19 protein-coding genes are annotated in these 15,191 nt (G+C 61.2%); 9 read left to right on the forward strand and 10 right to left on the reverse strand.

From position 1 onward, the window contains the following. Positions 1 to 6: 6 nt before the first annotated feature. The 4 genes from mmsB to KBW81_RS06015 form a co-directional block, all read right to left on the reverse strand. Positions 7 to 876, reverse strand: coding sequence for a 3-hydroxyisobutyrate dehydrogenase (mmsB, locus tag KBW81_RS06000; RefSeq protein WP_254248677.1), 870 nt, complete (start codon positions 874 to 876; stop codon positions 7 to 9). Then, positions 873 to 1,913: an enoyl-CoA hydratase/isomerase family protein gene (locus tag KBW81_RS06005; protein WP_254248678.1), complete on the reverse strand. Its 1,041-nt coding sequence runs from the start codon at positions 1,911 to 1,913 to the stop codon at positions 873 to 875. The genes mmsB and KBW81_RS06005 overlap by 4 nt, the downstream gene beginning before the upstream one ends. After that, positions 1,910 to 3,049, reverse strand: a complete 1,140-nt coding sequence (locus tag KBW81_RS06010; RefSeq protein WP_254248679.1) for an acyl-CoA dehydrogenase family protein — start codon at positions 3,047 to 3,049, stop codon at positions 1,910 to 1,912. The genes KBW81_RS06005 and KBW81_RS06010 overlap by 4 nt, the downstream gene beginning before the upstream one ends. Positions 3,050 to 3,371: 322 nt before the next feature. Then, positions 3,372 to 4,871, reverse strand: a complete 1,500-nt coding sequence (locus KBW81_RS06015; RefSeq protein ID WP_090183999.1) for a CoA-acylating methylmalonate-semialdehyde dehydrogenase — start codon at positions 4,869 to 4,871, stop codon at positions 3,372 to 3,374. Between the two features lie 97 nt (positions 4,872 to 4,968). Here KBW81_RS06015 and KBW81_RS06020 point away from each other — a divergent pair, with 97 nt between their 5' ends. The 3 genes from KBW81_RS06020 to coaD all read left to right on the forward strand — a co-directional run bounded on the left by KBW81_RS06020 (position 4,969) and on the right by coaD (position 6,918). Further along, the gene (locus tag KBW81_RS06020) at positions 4,969 to 5,865 is read left to right on the forward strand and encodes a LysR family transcriptional regulator (RefSeq protein WP_254248680.1); all 897 of its coding nucleotides are present in this window, start codon (positions 4,969 to 4,971) and stop codon (positions 5,863 to 5,865) included. A 36-nt stretch (positions 5,866 to 5,901) separates the two neighbouring features. Further along, positions 5,902 to 6,336 carry a CBS domain-containing protein gene (locus tag KBW81_RS06025; protein ID WP_090183998.1) on the forward strand — a complete coding sequence of 145 codons (435 nt, stop codon included), beginning with the start codon at positions 5,902 to 5,904 and terminating at the stop codon, positions 6,334 to 6,336. Positions 6,337 to 6,420: 84 nt separating this feature from the next. Next, on the forward strand, positions 6,421 to 6,918 hold the full coding sequence (coaD, locus tag KBW81_RS06030; RefSeq protein WP_090183995.1) for a pantetheine-phosphate adenylyltransferase: 498 nt from the start codon (positions 6,421 to 6,423) through the stop codon (positions 6,916 to 6,918). Between the two features lie 67 nt (positions 6,919 to 6,985). Here the strand turns inward: coaD and KBW81_RS06035 are convergent, their stop codons facing one another. From KBW81_RS06035 to KBW81_RS06045, 3 genes are all read right to left on the reverse strand, one after another. Beyond that, positions 6,986 to 7,144 carry a hypothetical protein gene (locus KBW81_RS06035; protein ID WP_175499112.1) on the reverse strand — a complete coding sequence of 53 codons (159 nt, stop codon included), beginning with the start codon at positions 7,142 to 7,144 and terminating at the stop codon, positions 6,986 to 6,988. Between the two features lie 225 nt (positions 7,145 to 7,369). Next, positions 7,370 to 8,371, reverse strand: a complete 1,002-nt coding sequence (gene gap / locus KBW81_RS06040; protein ID WP_090183993.1) for a type I glyceraldehyde-3-phosphate dehydrogenase — start codon at positions 8,369 to 8,371, stop codon at positions 7,370 to 7,372. Between the two features lie 74 nt (positions 8,372 to 8,445). After that, entirely contained in the window at positions 8,446 to 8,589 is a 144-nt protein-coding gene (locus tag KBW81_RS06045; RefSeq protein WP_175499111.1) for a hypothetical protein, read from the reverse strand. Between the two features lie 127 nt (positions 8,590 to 8,716). Here KBW81_RS06045 and KBW81_RS06050 point away from each other — a divergent pair, with 127 nt between their 5' ends. The 3 genes from KBW81_RS06050 to KBW81_RS06060 are packed head-to-tail and all read left to right on the forward strand — an operon-like array spanning position 8,717 to position 10,805. Further along, positions 8,717 to 9,664 carry a DUF808 domain-containing protein gene (locus KBW81_RS06050; protein ID WP_090183990.1) on the forward strand — a complete coding sequence of 316 codons (948 nt, stop codon included), beginning with the start codon at positions 8,717 to 8,719 and terminating at the stop codon, positions 9,662 to 9,664. Continuing rightward, positions 9,661 to 10,044: a DoxX family protein gene (locus KBW81_RS06055; RefSeq protein ID WP_090183988.1), complete on the forward strand. Its 384-nt coding sequence runs from the start codon at positions 9,661 to 9,663 to the stop codon at positions 10,042 to 10,044. The genes KBW81_RS06050 and KBW81_RS06055 overlap by 4 nt, the downstream gene beginning before the upstream one ends. Next, positions 10,041 to 10,805 carry a potassium channel family protein gene (locus tag KBW81_RS06060; RefSeq protein WP_254248681.1) on the forward strand — a complete coding sequence of 255 codons (765 nt, stop codon included), beginning with the start codon at positions 10,041 to 10,043 and terminating at the stop codon, positions 10,803 to 10,805. The genes KBW81_RS06055 and KBW81_RS06060 overlap by 4 nt, the downstream gene beginning before the upstream one ends. Before the next feature lie 168 nt (positions 10,806 to 10,973). Here the strand turns inward: KBW81_RS06060 and tkt are convergent, their stop codons facing one another. Then, positions 10,974 to 12,989, reverse strand: coding sequence for a transketolase (gene tkt / locus KBW81_RS06065; protein ID WP_254248682.1), 2,016 nt, complete (start codon positions 12,987 to 12,989; stop codon positions 10,974 to 10,976). Positions 12,990 to 13,167: 178 nt separating this feature from the next. Between tkt and KBW81_RS06070 the strand changes: the two genes are divergently transcribed. From KBW81_RS06070 to KBW81_RS06080, 3 genes are read left to right on the forward strand one after another with little or no spacing between them, the layout of a single operon-like run. Continuing rightward, positions 13,168 to 13,644 (forward strand): hypothetical protein, encoded by a 477-nt coding sequence (locus KBW81_RS06070; RefSeq protein ID WP_254248683.1) that lies wholly within the window; start codon positions 13,168 to 13,170, stop codon positions 13,642 to 13,644. A gap of 3 nt (positions 13,645 to 13,647) precedes the next feature. Next, positions 13,648 to 14,031, forward strand: coding sequence for a cell division protein ZapA (locus KBW81_RS06075; protein WP_090183981.1), 384 nt, complete (start codon positions 13,648 to 13,650; stop codon positions 14,029 to 14,031). Between the two features lie 34 nt (positions 14,032 to 14,065). Then, positions 14,066 to 14,416: an MliC family protein gene (locus tag KBW81_RS06080; RefSeq protein ID WP_254248684.1), complete on the forward strand. Its 351-nt coding sequence runs from the start codon at positions 14,066 to 14,068 to the stop codon at positions 14,414 to 14,416. A gap of 72 nt (positions 14,417 to 14,488) precedes the next feature. Here KBW81_RS06080 and grxD read toward each other — a convergent pair whose 3' ends face one another. Both grxD and KBW81_RS06090 read right to left on the reverse strand, forming a co-directional pair. Next, positions 14,489 to 14,848, reverse strand: coding sequence for a Grx4 family monothiol glutaredoxin (grxD, locus tag KBW81_RS06085; protein ID WP_090183973.1), 360 nt, complete (start codon positions 14,846 to 14,848; stop codon positions 14,489 to 14,491). Positions 14,849 to 14,929: 81 nt separating this feature from the next. Then, complete coding sequence (locus tag KBW81_RS06090; protein ID WP_090183970.1) at positions 14,930 to 15,166, reverse strand: BolA/IbaG family iron-sulfur metabolism protein; 237 nt, start codon at positions 15,164 to 15,166, stop codon at positions 14,930 to 14,932. Between the last annotated feature and the right edge of the window lie 25 nt (positions 15,167 to 15,191).

Below are 15,191 nucleotides of genomic sequence, written 5' to 3' on the forward strand. Positions count from 1 at the left end.
CGGCGGTTATCCGCGCTTGCGGGCGGAAAAGCGCGGCAGCATGGCGGAAAAATCGCGTCCTGCGCCATCCTCGCGGTTCACAAACTGATCGTAAAGCGCGCGCGCGGCTTCCCCCAGCGGGGTGTCGGCGTCTGCAGACTTTGCCGCGGCCTGCGCGAGGGTCAGGTCCTTGAGCATCAGATCAGCCGCAAAGCCGGGCTTGTAGTCGTTGTCCGCGGGGGATGTCGGCCCGACGCCGGGCGCGGGGCAATAGGCGTTCATGCTCCAGCTGGAGCCGGACGATGTGCTGACCACGTCGAACATCGCTTGGCGGTCTAGGCCAAGGCGGTCGGCCAGATTGAACGCCTCGCAGGTGGCGATCATGGTCACGCCAAGGATCATGTTGTTGCAGATTTTGGCCGCTTGGCCATTCCCTGCGGGGCCGCAATGGACAACTTTTTGGCCCATGATATCGAACAGCGGTTTGCAGATATCAAAGGCCTCTTGCGACCCGCCTGCCATGAAGGTGAGGGTACCGTTTGTTGCGCCGCCGATGCCGCCTGACACGGGGGCATCAATCGCCAATAGTCCGGCGTCTTCAGCGGCTTGCGCGACGTTCCTCGCGCTGTCCACATCCACGGTGGAACAGTCCAGATGCACCGCGCCCGGCTTCATCGCGGCGTGAATTTCAGCGGCAACGCTGCTTAGAATTGCGCCGTTTGGTAGCATGGTGATCACGACGTCAGCGCCGTTTGCCGCCGCAGCTGCGCTATCCGCCATTGTCATGCCGTCTGGCTTGGCGTGGGTGTCGAAACCGGTCACGGCGTGGCCCGCTTTGATCAGGTTCGCAGCCATGGGCGCGCCCATGTTGCCAAGGCCGATGAATGCGATGTTCATAAAGAAGTCTCCGGGTATAGGGCGTCGGGGCCAAGGGGCGCGGTCAGGGCCGCGATGTCGTCTGCGGGCACGTCCCAACTGGTGTGTCGCCATTTTGGGCTGCGGTCGCGGTCAATGATCGCGGCGCGGATGCCTTCAAGCAGGTCGGACCCCTGCTGACTGCGAAACGTGTAGCGAAATTCGTGGGTCAGGGCCGTGTGAATGGTAGGGTCCGCACGCACCGCTCGCACGATCTGCAAGGTGCAGGCCATAGATAGGGGCGAGTTCCGCTCCATCAAATCAAGCGCATTGGTGATCGGTGCGGGAGGCACAGCTGCGGGTTGTTGGCGAATGCCGGGCAGATCACCCGCGGCAAAGACGTTGTCGATATCGCTGCGCCAAGCGGCCAGTTTGCTTTGCGGCGCGGGCAGGGCGGCGGCCTGCACGGCGCTGGCATCACCGTCTGTGCACAGGGCCGCGATCAGGTCCGGCCAGGCGTCCTGCGGGATCATGACATCGGCAAACCCGGCATAGACCGCGTCCCCGGCGTCCATCCGGTATCCCGTCAGCCCAAGGAATTCGCCCAGCCGCCCCGGTGCGCGCGCCAAAAGCAGCGTAGAGCCAACGTCGGGCACCAGCCCGATACCGCATTCGGGCAGGGCGACGCGGGTGCTGTCGTCCACAACGCGGTGGCTGCAATGGCCGCCGATGCCAACACCGCCGCCCATGACAAAGCCCTGCATCAGCGCGACGATAGGTTTATCATAGCCTGCAATCATCGCGTTCAGGCGGTATTCATCGCGCCAAAACCGACGCGCAGGGCCATAATCGCCGGCGGTACCTGTGGCATAGATTTGCGCAATATCGCCGCCAGCGCAGAACGCTTTGGGGCCGGCAGCGTCGATGATGACAAGGGCTATGCCATCGTCGCTGCGCCAGCGCGTCAGCGCATCTTCGATCTGGATCACCATGTCCCACGTCAGCGCGTTCAGCGCCTTTTCCCGCGTGAGGGTGATGCGGCCAGCGCGGCCTTCGGTGCGGATATCAACGTCGCTCATGCTGATACCATGTCGCGGGCGACGATCATGCGCATAATCTCGTTCGTGCCTTCTAGGATTTGGTGAACCCGCAAATCGCGGACGATTTTTTCGATCCCGTAGTCCGCCAGATACCCGTAGCCGCCGTGGAGTTGCAGGCATTGATCGGCGACCTGTGACCCTGTTTCGGTCACGAGCTTTTTGGCCATGGCGCAAAAACGGGTCGCGTCAGGTGCGCCGGTGTCCAGCTTCCATGCGGCCTGCCGCAAAAAGATGCGCGCCGATTGCATGGCGATTTCCATATCGGCAAGGCGGAATTGCAACGCCTGAAACTGGTCGATGGATTTACCAAAGGCCTTGCGGTCGGCCATATAAGCGCGGGTTTGATCCAGCGCCGATTGCGCGGCCCCCAGCGAACAGGCGGCGATGTTAAGCCGTCCGCCGTCAAGGCCCTTCATCGCATATGTGAAACCTTTGCCCAGCTCACCTAGCAAGTCACCCGCAGGAATGTTGCAATCGTCTAACTGGACCTGCCGCGTCGGCTGACTGCGCCAGCCCATTTTATCCTCTAGCCCGCCAAAGCTGAGCCCGTCTGATCCGTCCATCACGACAAAGGCGCTGATGCCTTTGGGTCCTGCGTCGCCGCTGCGGGCCATGACGATATAAGCGTCCGAATATCCCGCGCCAGAGATGAAGGCCTTGGTCCCAGTCAGGGCGTATCCCGCGTCCGTCGGCACCGCCTTCGTCTTCAGCGCGGCGGCGTCCGATCCGCTGGCCGGTTCGGTTAGGCAATAGGACAACACGGTGTCCATGCTTAGCGCGCCGGGCAGCAGCCGCGCCTTCATGTCGTCGCTGCCGAACTGGTCGATCATGCGCGCGCACATGTTGTGGATCGACAGGAAAGCGGCGACCGACGGGCAGGACATCGACAGTGCCTCGAATACTAGCGTGGCGTCTAGGCGGCTGAGGTCCGTGCCGCCGGACTCTTCGGACACATAAAGCCCGCCAAAGCCCAGCTCTGCCAGCTTGGGCCAAAGATCGCGGGGAATGGTGCCGTCTTTTTCCCATTGCCGGGCGAAGGGCGCGATATGCTCTGCTCCGCAGGCCTGCGCCATGTCAAAAATCGCTGATTGCTCTTGGCTGAGTGCAAAATCCATCGTTCCCCCCGAGTTGCCGCGCGCGTGAATTGAACGTGCGTTCAGAAAAGGATGCCGAAGGGTCAGCGGTTTGTCAAAAAGATAAAGCCCGCATCCGAACTTGGGACGGATGCGGGCCGCACCGGGACAGGGGCTGCATTGGGGGCAACCCGGATCTGACCGGATATCAGGCGGGTTTGGGGCCGCCTTTCGCAGATACTCACGGCGTCCGGGCAGAATGGTTTCACGCGATTTAACAAAAAAGGTTTGTCATTTCCCCTGAACGTGAAAAAGGCGCACCCAGTGAAGGGTGCGCCTTTGATTTAGTTTTATAAATGGGGGGTTAGTCCATTGGTTTGAAGTTCAGCGCAGCGCCGTCCTTGATGCCCGACGGCCAACGGGATGTGACCGTTTTGGTGCGGGTGTAGAACTTGAACGCGTCCGGGCCGTGCTGATTCAGGTCGCCAAAGACGGATTTCTTCCAGCCGCCAAAGGTGTGATAGGCCAGCGGCACGGGGATCGGCACGTTGATGCCGATCATGCCGACGTTGACACGGTTGGCAAAGTCGCGGGCGGCGTCGCCGTCGCGGGTATAGATCGCGGTGCCGTTGCCCATTTCGTGGTCCATGGCCAGCGCCAGCGCCTCTTCGTAGTCCTGCGCGCGGACAACGGACAGGACGGGACCAAAGATTTCCTTTTGGTAGATGTCCATATCGGTGGTGACGCGGTCGAACAGGTGCGGTCCGACAAAGAAGCCTTCCTCGTAGCCTTGCAGGCTAAAGTCGCGGCCGTCGACGACCAGTTCTGCGCCTTGCGCAATGCCGGATTCAACCATCTTAAGGATGTTCGCCTTGGCCGCAGCGGTGACAACGGGGCCGTAGTCCACGTCATTGCCGCCGGTGTAGGGGCCGACCTTCAGTGCATCGATGCGGGGCTTAAGCTTTTCGATCAGCTTGTCGGCTGTTTCCTCGCCGACGGGCACGGCGACGGAGATCGCCATGCAACGCTCGCCTGCTGCGCCGTAGCCTGCGCCGATCAGCGCGTCGGCAGCCTGATCCATGTCCGCGTCGGGCATGATGATCATGTGGTTCTTGGCACCGCCAAAGCACTGCACGCGCTTGCCCTGCGAACAGCCGCGGCCATAGATATATTCGGCGATCGGGGTCGAGCCGACAAAGCCAATCGACTGGATCACGTCGTGATCGATGATCGCATCAACAGCTTCTTTGTCACCGTTGACGACCTGCAGGATACCCTTGGGCAGACCGGCTTCTTCCATCAGTTCGGCCAACATCAGGGGGACCGACGGGTCACGCTCGGATGGCTTGAGGATAAATGCGTTGCCGCAGGCGATAGCCGGGGCGAACATCCACATCGGGATCATGGCGGGGAAGTTGAAAGGCGTGATGCCAGCGCAAACACCCAGTGCCTGACGCATGGAATACATGTCGATGCCGGGGCCAGCGCCGTCGGTGAATTCACCCTTCAGCAGCTGCGGTGCGCCGATGCAATATTCAACAACTTCAAGACCGCGCTGCACGTCGCCAGCGGCGTCGGGCAGGGTCTTGCCGTGCTCGCGCGACAGCGCCTCGGCCAGCTTGTCCATGTCGCGGTGCAGAAGTTCGACGAACTTCATCATCACGCGGGCGCGGCGCTGCGGGTTGACAGCGGCCCACTTCGGCTGGGCGGCAGCGGCGAATTGAACGGCTTGGTCCATCTCTGCGGCGTTGGCCAGCGGCACGCGGGCCTGCACTTCGCCAGTGGCGGGGTTAAAGACATCGGCAAAGCGGCCGGACGTGCCAGCAACATGGGCACCGTTCATGTAATGGGTCAGGTCTTGCATAGAATCCTCCTGTGATTGCCTGCACCTTAGTCTTGCGTTTTTGCGGGCAACAGGGCCAAGATGACAAAGTTGATTTGCAAAAATGCAAGGGTGCGGCGTGCAAAACTGGGATGACATGCGGGTGTTTCTGGCCGTGGCGCGGGCGGAAAGCCTGTCCGGCGCGGCCCCGGTGCTGCGCATGGACCCGGCCACGCTGGGCCGCCGCATCGCGCGGCTGGAACAATCGGTCGGCGCGGCTTTGTTCGTGAAATCACCGCAGGGCTATGCGCTGACCGACCTTGGCGCGCGCATGGCAGAAGAGGCCGCGCAGGCCGAGGCGGCGTTGCTGCGCGCCGCGGACCTTGGACAAAGCCCCAGCAGCGGCCTTGCGGGGCAGATCCGCATCGGCGCGCCCGATGGCTGCGCGAACTATCTGCTGCCGCAGGTCTGCGCCGCGATCCAAGCGGCCAATCCCGAGCTTGAGGTCCAGATCCTAGCCTTGCCCCGCGTCGTGAACTTGTCACGGCGAGAGGCGGATATGGCCGTCACCGTTAGCCCGCCTGAGGCCGGGCGCCTGACCGTGCAAAAGATTGTCGATTATAAATTGCACCTTGCGCAACACGTCGATCTGCCCGTTCCCACGGGGTTGCCAGACCTCAAGGGCAGGGCGGTTGTCGGGTACATCCCCGATATGATTTTCGATTCCGCGCTGGATTATCTGGGCGCGCTGGCCGCAAACGGGGTGCAGCTGGCCAGCAATTCGGTCAGCGTTCAGCTGCAAATGCTGCGGGCACGGGCGGGCATCGGCATCGCGCATGATTTCGCGCTGCCCTTCGCGCCAGAGGTGCGGCGTGTGCTGACGGAAGAGCTGTCGCTGGTGCGCTCTTTCTACCTTGTGCGCCACACCGCCGACCGCCGATCTGACCGCCTGCAGCGCTTTGCAACGGCGCTGAGTGATGGCTTGCGGGCAGAGGTGCATCGTCTGGAATCATTGACAGGCACGCCTGCGGTCTGAAACGCTGGTAAAACGCGCTGTAACGGGAGGATAGCCATGCTTGTACAACAGATTCTCAGCTCCAAGGCCTCGGGAGAGATGTTTTGGGTGAAGCCGGGGGATCGCGTCTCTGATGCGGCCAAAATCATGTCGGACAATCGGATCGGCACCGTGATCGTCAGTGAAGATGGGAAAGCCCTGCTTGGCATTCTGTCGGAACGCGACATCGTACGCCAGATCGGCAAAGGCGGCGCCAATTGTCTGGACGATCAGGTGGACTCGTTGATGACCAGTAAAATCATCACCTGCACGCCGGTGGATCAGTCCGATGTCGTGCTGGAAATGATGACCAACGGCCGGTTCCGCCACCTACCTGTGATGAAAGACGGCGCGATGATTGGCCTGATTTCAATCGGTGACGTGGTAAAGGCACGGCTGTCGCAACTGGCGATGGAGAATAACGCCCTAGAGGGAATGATCGCCGGGCATTGACGCAGCGGTGCGCCGGGTCGGCCTTGCAACCTGTCGTGAAATGCGGTTCTGCTGCGGTTGCGACATAATCTTGCGAGGCCGACCATGCGTATTGGGCTGTATCCCGGCACCTTTGATCCCGTCACCCACGGGCATATTGATATCGTGCGGCGGGCCTGTTCGCTGGTCGATAAACTGGTGATCGGGGTCGCGATTAACCGCGACAAGGGACCGCTGTTTGATCTTGATGAACGGGTCGAGATGGTCCGGTCAGAGGTCGTGCCACTGGGCGAGCCGCTGGGCACAGAAATCATCGTGCATCCCTTTGAAAACCTGCTGATTCATTGCGCCAAGGACGTTGGCGCCGGCGTGATCATTCGCGGCCTGCGGGCCGTGGCTGACTTTGAATATGAATTTCAGATGGTGGGAATGAACCGGTCGCTGGATAACTCGGTCGAGACGGTTTTTCTGATGGCTGATGCCAAAAACCAAGCGATTGCCAGCAAGCTGGTCAAGGAAATCGCCCGTCTGGATGGCGATGTGTCCAAGTTCGTCACACCGACGGTCGACGCCGCCTTGCAGCGCAAATACGGCAAGGTCTGACCCAGACACGAAAAAGGCGGCAACTGCGCGTAGCAGTCGCCGCCCTTAGGCGCGATTAATCATGTGATTAGCCGTAGACGGCTTGGCGTGCGATTTGCGCTGCGTTGTCGCGGTCGATGTTCAGGTCCAGCGCAACATCAAGCGGCATCGATTTGATCTCGTGCTTGGTGCGGGCGTATACGGCACGCTTTGAAATCGTCTGGCGAATAGTGTCGATCAGGGTCATGGCATGCTCCTTTCGGGGGCGTGGTGGGGGTCTGTTCTGCTAACCTATTTAAAGATGCTGCAGCGCAGCACAACTGACACAACCGAAGACCCGCCTTGCGCCTTGTGCAAGGCAACTGTCATAAATTCGCCTTATTTGCAGGCGCGCCGTACGGCACGCCCGGTGTTCAAACGCAAAAGGGCCGCCCAGAATGGACGGCCCTTCGCGCAACGCAAGATGCGTCTTTTAGATCAGTTTACCCATGGCGACAGCCGTGTCGGACATCCGGTTCGAGAAGCCCCACTCGTTATCGTACCATGTCAGGATGCGAACCATGTTGCCCGAAAGCACTTTGGTCTGGTCCATGTGGAAGGTGGACGAGGCCGGGTCGTGGTTGAAATCGGTGCTGACCATCGGCAGGTCTGTGTAGGCAAGGATGCCTTTCATCGGGCCATCAGCAGCGGCGCGGATCGCGTCGTTGATTTCCTCAATGGTGGTGTCGCGGCTGGATTCGAAGGTCAGGTCGACGACCGACACATTCGGGGTCGGCACGCGGATCGCGACGCCGTCCAGTTTGCCGTTCAGCTCTGGCAGAACAAGGCCAACAGCCTTGGCTGCGCCCGTGGACGTCGGGATCATCGACAGGGCAGCAGCGCGGCCACGGTACAGGTCTTTGTGCATCGTATCCAGCGTCGGCTGGTCGCCGGTGTAGCTGTGGATCGTTGTCATAAAGCCTTTGTTGATGCCGACAGTGTCGTTCAGCACCTTGGCGACAGGGGACAGGCAGTTCGTGGTGCAGGACGCGTTGGATACGATAATGTCGTCCTTGGTCAGCGTGCCCTCGTTGACGCCAAACACGATGGTCTTGTCAGCGTTCGCGCCGGGGGCGGAAATCAGAACCCGCTTAGAGCCGTTTTCAAGGTGCGCCTGGCAGGCTTCCTTGGACGTAAAGATACCGGTGCATTCCAGCACAACATCCACGTCGCCCCAAGGCAGGTCAGCAGGATTGCGCATCGCGGTGACGCGCATCGGCCCGCGGCCTGCGTCGATGGTGTCTTCGGTGGTGGTCACGGTGCCCGGAAAGCGGCCGTGGACCGAATCAAAGCGCAGCAGGTGGGCGTTGGTTTCAACCGGGCCCAGATCGTTGATCGCGATGACCTCGATATCGGTGCGGCCGGATTCGATGATCGCGCGCAGCACGTTGCGCCCGATACGTCCAAATCCGTTGATTGCGACTTTTACGGCCATGATGTCATCCTTTATTAAGTGACAGAAGTTGGCGCGAACATTGCAATTTTCGCGCAAAGGTCAAGGGCTGGACGTCATCGCCAAAAGGCGAGCCATTCCAGCATGTCATAGAATTTGCGCGCCAAAAACAGCGGTGCGTCTAGATCAAGCACGAAAAAATCCAGCGCAAAGAAGGCTGCGATAAAGGTTACAAGGCCAATGGCGAGCGCGTTTGTCATGGCGGCTGTGTAATCGTGAACGGCAGCGCTGCCTAGTCATGACCCGCAATCCAAGATAGCCAAAGGGTTGCGGGGTGCGCCTGTCGGCCTAGGTTCGCAAAGACGTGATCAAAAGAAGGAAGATATCATGAGCGGCTTGCTGGCCTTGCTGGACGACGTTGCAGCAATTGCAAAGGTGGCTGCGGCCAGCGTGGACGATGTGATCGGGCAGGCGGCCAAGGCCGGTTCCAAAGCCGCTGGCGCCGTGATCGACGATGCCGCCGTCAGTCCCAAATATGTGCATGGCTTCGCGCCTGCGCGCGAATTGCCTATCGTGTGGAAGATCGCGAAGGGGTCATTTTTCAACAAACTGGTCATCTTGCTGCCCATCGCGCTGTTGCTGTCGGCCTTTGCCCCTTGGGCGATTACGCCGCTGCTGATGCTGGGCGGCGCTTATTTATGTTTCGAGGGTGCGGAAAAGATCGTGCATGCCTTTTCGCACAGCGACGCCCATTCCAAAGCGACGGGCGATCCAGAGCATCTTGAGGAATCAAAAGTCCAAGGCGCGATCAAGACCGACTTTATCCTCAGCGCCGAGATCATGACGATCTCGCTCGCGGCGATCACGATCGATAATATCTGGGTGCAGGCCGCTGTGCTGGCTGTGGTCGGCATTGCGATTACAGTCGCCGTTTACGGCGCTGTCGCGGCCATTGTGAAGGCTGACGATCTGGGCCTGCTGATGGCCAATAGTGGCCGCCTTGGTGTGACCCGCGCCTTGGGGCGCGGCATCGTGCACTGGATGCCGACATTCCTGTTCGTGCTGACATGGGTCGGCACCGCCGCGATGCTGTGGGTCGGCGGGCAGATTATCGTTCACGGGCTGGGCCAACTGGGCTGGCACACGCCAGAAGAAATCATTCACGGCTGGGCTGTCACCGTTGGCCACATGGTGCCGGAAAACTACATGGGCGCAGCCGAGTGGATCACGACGGCGTTCTGCGACGGCGTGCTTGGATTTATGCTGGGCTTGCTGATCATCCCGCTGGTGACCTACGTCATCGCGCCGCTCTACCGCACCCTGCGCCCCGCATGACCAATCTGGCCCTGCTTGGCGCGCGCCTGCTGATCGGAGCCTTACTGATCGGCGGCGCTGTGCAAAAGGCGCTGTCCCCCGGTGATGCGGGCGGAATGCTGGTGGGGCTGGGCCTGCCTTTCGCACTGGTCTGGCCCGCGCTGATCTATGATGCGCTTGCCGGGCTGGCGCTTTGGCTCGGCGTCGCTGTGCGGCCTGTTGCCCTGTCAGCGGCGGCCTATTGCGCCCTCACCAGCTTTTTCCATCTCAATGTTTTTCAGGCGACAGGGGATGCATGGCAAATGACGATCTTTGTGAAAAACTGGGCCATTGCAGGGGGCTGCCTTGCCCTCATGGTGGCGGGCTCTGGCGCATGGGCGCTGCGGGCGGACCGGCCATGAAGGCTTTGGTGGCAGAGCTTTACAGCGGCTCCTCTGACCGGGCGGTCAATTTCCGCTACGCTTTGGTGGCTTTCGATCTGATCACCGTGATCTTTGTCATCGTCACTTCGTTCTTCGAGCCGAGCAAGCTGGTCTTGGCCCTCGATTTGACCTTCGGCGCGGTCATTCTTGCGGATTTCATCGCGCGGGGATGGATCGAGGATCAGCGCCTGCGCGCCTTGCTGCGTTTCACCACATGGGCCGACATCGCCGCGATCATCAGCTTCCTCGCGCCTATTGTGACGGGCCAAGCGCTCGCCTTCCTGCGCGTGCTGCGCACCCTACGTCTGCTGCGTAGCTACGAGCTGCTGTCCCGCCTGCGCCACGACAGCAAATGGTTCCGCGAACGCGAGGATATCATCCTCGCTGTGACCAACCTGATCGTGTTCTTGTTCATCATGACGGGCCTAATCTACGCCAGCCAGGTCAACATCAACGACCAGATCAACAACTACGCCGACGCCTTTTACTTCACAGTCACGACGCTGACGACGACAGGCTTCGGCGATATCACACTCAATACGACATGGGGCCGGATGCTGGCCGTCGCGGTGATGATCTTCGGCGTCTCACTCTTCTTGCAAATGCTGCAAGTCCTATTCCGCCCGCCCAAAGTGCGCCACGAATGCCCGACCTGCGGCCTGATCCTGCATGACGCCGATGCGGTCCACTGCAAGCACTGCGGCGAGACTCTTCACATCCAGACCGAGGGCGCGATCTAGCTCTAACCTCTCCCTTCACGCCGCTTCTTCTGGTCAAAAATACCTCGGGGGTGCGGGGGCAGCGCCCCCGCGGATCGGCGCGGCGCAGCCGGGTCGAACCCCAAACTCACCGCTAAAACGCAAAAGGGCGCGCCGCAGCACGCCCCGTCGCAACATGATCCGATAAAGTCAGAGCAGGTTTTTCGCCTGCGCCACCACGTTCTCAGCCGTGATACCGAACTTTTCGTACAGCACTTCTGCCGGGGCAGAGGCACCAAAGCCCTCCATACCGACAAAGGCCGCCTTCTTGGCATTGCCGCGCTCGCCCATCAGGATCATGTCCCAGGACTGGCGCACGCCAGCTTCAATGGCGACACGCACGGGGCCTGCGGGCAGGACCTTGCGGCGGGTGGCTTCGTCCTGCGCCAGGAAGATATCCATGCAGGGCATGGACACAACGCGGGTGCCGATACCTTCGGCTTGCAGGGCGTCACGGGCCTTCAGCGCGATCTCAACTTCAGAGCCTGTGGCGATCAGGATGACCTGACGCTTGCCCTCGGCGTCTGCCAACACATAGCCGCCTTGGGCGGTCATGTTCTTGTTGGTGTGGGCCGTGCGCACGGTTGGCAGGTTCTGACGCGACAGGGCCAGCACAGACGGCGTGCCCGTGGCGGTCAAGGCCAGCTCCCACGCTTCTGCCGTCTCAACGCTATCCGCAGGGCGGAAGACGTTGGTGTTCGGCGTGGCGCGCAGCATCGACAGATGCTCGACCGGCTGGTGGGTCGGGCCGTCTTCGCCAAGGCCGATGGAATCGTGCGTCATGACGTAGACTGCAGGCACGCCCATCAGGGCAGACAGGCGCATCGCGCCGCGGGCGTAGTCGGTAAAGCACATGAACGTGCCGCCGTAAGCGCGTGCGCCGCCGTGCAGCGCCATGCCGTTCATCGCAGCGGCCATGCCGTGCTCTCGGATACCGTAGTGGATGTAACGGCCCTTGCGGTTGTCCGGGGTGAACACGCCCATGTCGGCGGTCTTGGTATTGTTGGACCCGGTCAGGTCAGCGGAGCCGCCGATGGTTTCGGGCATGATCGGGTTGATCACGGCCAATACGTTTTCGCTCGACTTGCGCGTCGCGACAGATTTGGCTTCTTCGCTGGCCTGCTTTTTGAAGGCGCGGATGGTGGATGCCAGCTTTTTCGGGGCCTCGCCGCCTTGGGCGCGGGCAAATTCGGCCTGCTTGGCCGCCGACAGCTTTTCGACGCGGGCCTGCCATTCGGCGTGGGCGGTCTTGCCGCGCTGCGCGGTGGCTTCCCACTGGGCTTTGACGTCGGCGGGGACTTCAAACGGGCCGGTGGTCCAGCCGTAAGCAGCCTTTGCGGCTTTCATCTGGTCTGCATCGGTCAGTGCGCCGTGACCCTTAGAGGTATCCTGCGCCGCGTGACCCAGTGCGATGTGGGTCTTGCAGGCGATCATGGACGGGCGCTTGTCGGCCTTGGCGGCCACGATAGCGGCCTCAATCTCGTCCGGGTTATGGCCGTCGATGGCCTGCACATGCCAGCCAGAGGCGGCAAAACGCTCCATCTGGTTGGTCTTGTCGGCGATGGACACTTTGCCGTCGATGGTGATGTTGTTGTCGTCAAAGAACACGATCAGGTGGGACAGTTCCTGCATACCCGCAAGGCCGATCGCCTCTTGGCTGATGCCTTCCATCAGGCAGCCGTCGCCCGCCATGACGTAGGTGTTGTGGTTCACGATGGCCGTGCCCCAGGTCGCGCGCTGGATTTCTTCTGCGATGGCGAACCCGACAGAGTTCGCGATGCCCTGACCCAGCGGGCCGGTCGTGACTTCAATGCCGCGGCCGTGGCCGAATTCGGGGTGGCCTGCGGTGCGTGCGCCCCACTGGCGGAAGTTCTTGATCTGCTCCAGCGGGAAGTCTTCGTAGCCGGTCAGGTACAGCAAGGCGTACAGCAGCATCGACCCGTGGCCGGCAGACAGGATGAACCGGTCGCGGTCGGCCCAATGCGGCGCGGTCGGGTCAAAGTTCAAATGGTTCGTAAACAGCACTGTCGCCACATCGGCCATGCCCATTGGCATGCCAGAGTGGCCGGAGTTCGCGGCAGCAACCGCGTCCAAAGTCAGAGCGCGGATAGCCGCGGCTTTCATCCAATGCTCGGGATGGGCGGTGCGCAGAGCGGTAAGATCCATGGGGCAAGGTCCTGTTCAGGTGCGTTTGAAGCGGTTGAGAGTGTCATAACAGGGCAGAACCTAAGATCAAGCGGCGCCGAAACGACCTTGCGGCGTTTGTAGGGGCGTGGCGGATCGCTTAACCTTTGCGAAATCATACGATTCGCGCAGCTGCGCGAGGACGGGACAGGAACGCCGCATGGACGATATCAAAGCACTTGAGACGCGGATCACTGACGCGCTGGACCGGATCGCATGGCAATTGTCCAAGCCAAAAGCCGCGCCTGTTGTCGACGATGGCCCCAGCGTCGCCGATCTGACGGCGCAGCTGGACGCGGAACGCGGCGCAAATGCCCAGCTAGAAGAGCGCGTGGCGAAGCTGAAGTCGCGCCAAGACGGCCAGATCGTCGATCTGGAAAAGCGCAGCAGCGATCAAGCGGCGCAGATTGCGGCGCTGGATGCGCAATTGCAGCAGCTGCGCGGATCGAACGCCGACCTGACAGAGGTCTGCGCCAAACTGCGCGCTGCCGCCACGGGCGGTGTCGTGGACGCCGAACTGATCAACCGCGCCCTGATGGCCGAAGTTGACGGGCTAACAGCGCAGCGCAGCGCCGAGGCCGCCGAAGTTGCGGCGATCTTGTCGGACCTGAAACCCTTGTTGCAGCAGGAGGCGTAAGCCATGCCACAGGTCGAAATCACGATCGGCAGTCGGTCCTTTGAGGTCGCGTGCCAAGAGGGCGAAGAGCAATATCTGGTCTCTGCCGCTAAAATGCTGGACGCAGAAGCCGCGCATTTGTCGGCCCAGATCGGCCGGATGCCCGAAGGGCGTATGTTGCTGATGGCAGGCTTGATGCTGGCGGATCGCACTGCCGGGCTAGAAGACCAAGTCCGCGAGCTAGAAGCAGAGCAGGCCAACCTGCGCGCCCATATCGCAGAAGCCGCCGCACGCCCCGCCGCCCGCATCGAAGTGCCTGTAATTCCGCAAGAGCTTCACGACGGCATGGCCGAAATCGCCGCCCGCGCCGAGGCGCTGGCCGAGCAAGCGGAACAGGCAGAGGCCTGATCGCAAAGGGCGTGGCTATGAAACGCGTATCGCAATGAAGATCGTTTATCTGGCTGCCGCTGCTTTGTGTGTCAGTGCAGGGCAGGGCGCACAGGCTGCTGTGACATCGACGCCGCGCTACATCTGTGAACGCGGCGTCGAAATCCCGGCGGTCTATATCAACACCGACGACGGCCGCGCGCCCGGCATCGCGGTGATTTACGTCGAAGGGCGGATGATCAATCTGCAGGCCACCGCAGAGGCCGCATCCGGCGTGCGCTATCGGTTCCCGAATGACGGGTCAGGCTATGTCTGGTGGACCCATCAGGGCACGGCCCAGTTGGTCTGGTACGATGCCGTACTGGGTGAAGAGATAACGCTCTACGCGGCCTGCGTGGAAAGCTAAGCTTTCTGAAAGAAAAAGGCCCCCGCTGATGTGGCGGGGGCCTTTTATGTAAGGGCTGTTGGCCCGAAGGCGTTATCCGTTGGCTTCGCGGATTTTGTCTGCAGCAGCCTGGTCGAAGGCGATGCCGTTTTCCTTCAACAGCGTGTCCAGTTCGCCGGACAGGGTCATCTCGGTGATGATGTCGCAGCCACCGACGAATTCGCCTTTGACGTAAAGCTGCGGGATTGTCGGCCAGTCGGAATAATCCTTGATGCCCTGACGGACGGTGTCATCGGCCAGCACGTTCACATCGGTGTATTCGATGCCCATGAAGTTCAGCACGCCAGCCACGCGGGACGAAAACCCGCACTGCGGCATGGTCTTGGTGCCTTTCATGAACAAGACGACGGTGTTGTTCGTGACGGTGTCTTTGATCTGATCGGAAGCGGTCATAGTGGTATCCTTTAAAATGCGGTGGCCTGCGCAGGCGCCGAATTTTGGGTGAAAATTCGGAAGCGGTGTCGGGCTGGGGTGTTAGTCAGGCGCGCGGGTTGTCAGGGCGAGGGCGTGCAGTTCGCCTGCCGCGCCATCCATCTTGCCCTTAAGCGCAGCATAGACGGCGCGTTGCTGTTGCACACGGTTCTTGCCGGCAAAGCTGGCGTCGATCACTTCGGCTGCGAAATGGGCACCGTCGTCGCCTTGCACGGTGATTTTGGCGTCGGGAAAGCCTTCGCGCAGCAGGGTCTCGATCTCGTGGGCGGTGATGGCCATGGGGGCGTCCTTTGGTCGGGTTAGC

Origin of the sequence: Loktanella salsilacus, assembly GCF_024206795.1 — a bacterium.
Lineage (GTDB): Bacteria > Pseudomonadota > Alphaproteobacteria > Rhodobacterales > Rhodobacteraceae > Loktanella > Loktanella salsilacus.

Bases quoted from the DNA above. Each gene is read 5' to 3' on its own strand.
- mmsB (WP_254248677.1), bottom strand. From the start codon at position 876: ATGAACATCGCATTCATCGGCCTTGGCAACATGGGCGCGCCCATGGCT.
- KBW81_RS06005 (WP_254248678.1), bottom strand. From the start codon at position 1,913: ATGAGCGACGTTGATATCCGCACCGAAGGCCGCGCTGGCCGCATCACC.
- KBW81_RS06010 (WP_254248679.1), bottom strand. From the start codon at position 3,049: ATGGATTTTGCACTCAGCCAAGAGCAATCAGCGATTTTTGACATGGCG.
- KBW81_RS06015 (WP_090183999.1), bottom strand. From the start codon at position 4,871: ATGCAAGACCTGACCCATTACATGAACGGTGCCCATGTTGCTGGCACG.
- KBW81_RS06025 (WP_090183998.1), top strand. From the start codon at position 5,902: ATGCTTGTACAACAGATTCTCAGCTCCAAGGCCTCGGGAGAGATGTTT.
- coaD (WP_090183995.1), top strand. From the start codon at position 6,421: ATGCGTATTGGGCTGTATCCCGGCACCTTTGATCCCGTCACCCACGGG.
- KBW81_RS06035 (WP_175499112.1), bottom strand. From the start codon at position 7,144: ATGACCCTGATCGACACTATTCGCCAGACGATTTCAAAGCGTGCCGTA.
- gap (WP_090183993.1), bottom strand. From the start codon at position 8,371: ATGGCCGTAAAAGTCGCAATCAACGGATTTGGACGTATCGGGCGCAAC.
- KBW81_RS06045 (WP_175499111.1), bottom strand. From the start codon at position 8,589: ATGACAAACGCGCTCGCCATTGGCCTTGTAACCTTTATCGCAGCCTTC.
- KBW81_RS06050 (WP_090183990.1), top strand. From the start codon at position 8,717: ATGAGCGGCTTGCTGGCCTTGCTGGACGACGTTGCAGCAATTGCAAAG.
- KBW81_RS06055 (WP_090183988.1), top strand. From the start codon at position 9,661: ATGACCAATCTGGCCCTGCTTGGCGCGCGCCTGCTGATCGGAGCCTTA.
- KBW81_RS06060 (WP_254248681.1), top strand. From the start codon at position 10,041: ATGAAGGCTTTGGTGGCAGAGCTTTACAGCGGCTCCTCTGACCGGGCG.
- tkt (WP_254248682.1), bottom strand. From the start codon at position 12,989: ATGGATCTTACCGCTCTGCGCACCGCCCATCCCGAGCATTGGATGAAA.
- KBW81_RS06070 (WP_254248683.1), top strand. From the start codon at position 13,168: ATGGACGATATCAAAGCACTTGAGACGCGGATCACTGACGCGCTGGAC.
- KBW81_RS06075 (WP_090183981.1), top strand. From the start codon at position 13,648: ATGCCACAGGTCGAAATCACGATCGGCAGTCGGTCCTTTGAGGTCGCG.
- KBW81_RS06080 (WP_254248684.1), top strand. From the start codon at position 14,066: ATGAAGATCGTTTATCTGGCTGCCGCTGCTTTGTGTGTCAGTGCAGGG.
- grxD (WP_090183973.1), bottom strand. From the start codon at position 14,848: ATGACCGCTTCCGATCAGATCAAAGACACCGTCACGAACAACACCGTC.
- KBW81_RS06090 (WP_090183970.1), bottom strand. From the start codon at position 15,166: ATGGCCATCACCGCCCACGAGATCGAGACCCTGCTGCGCGAAGGCTTT.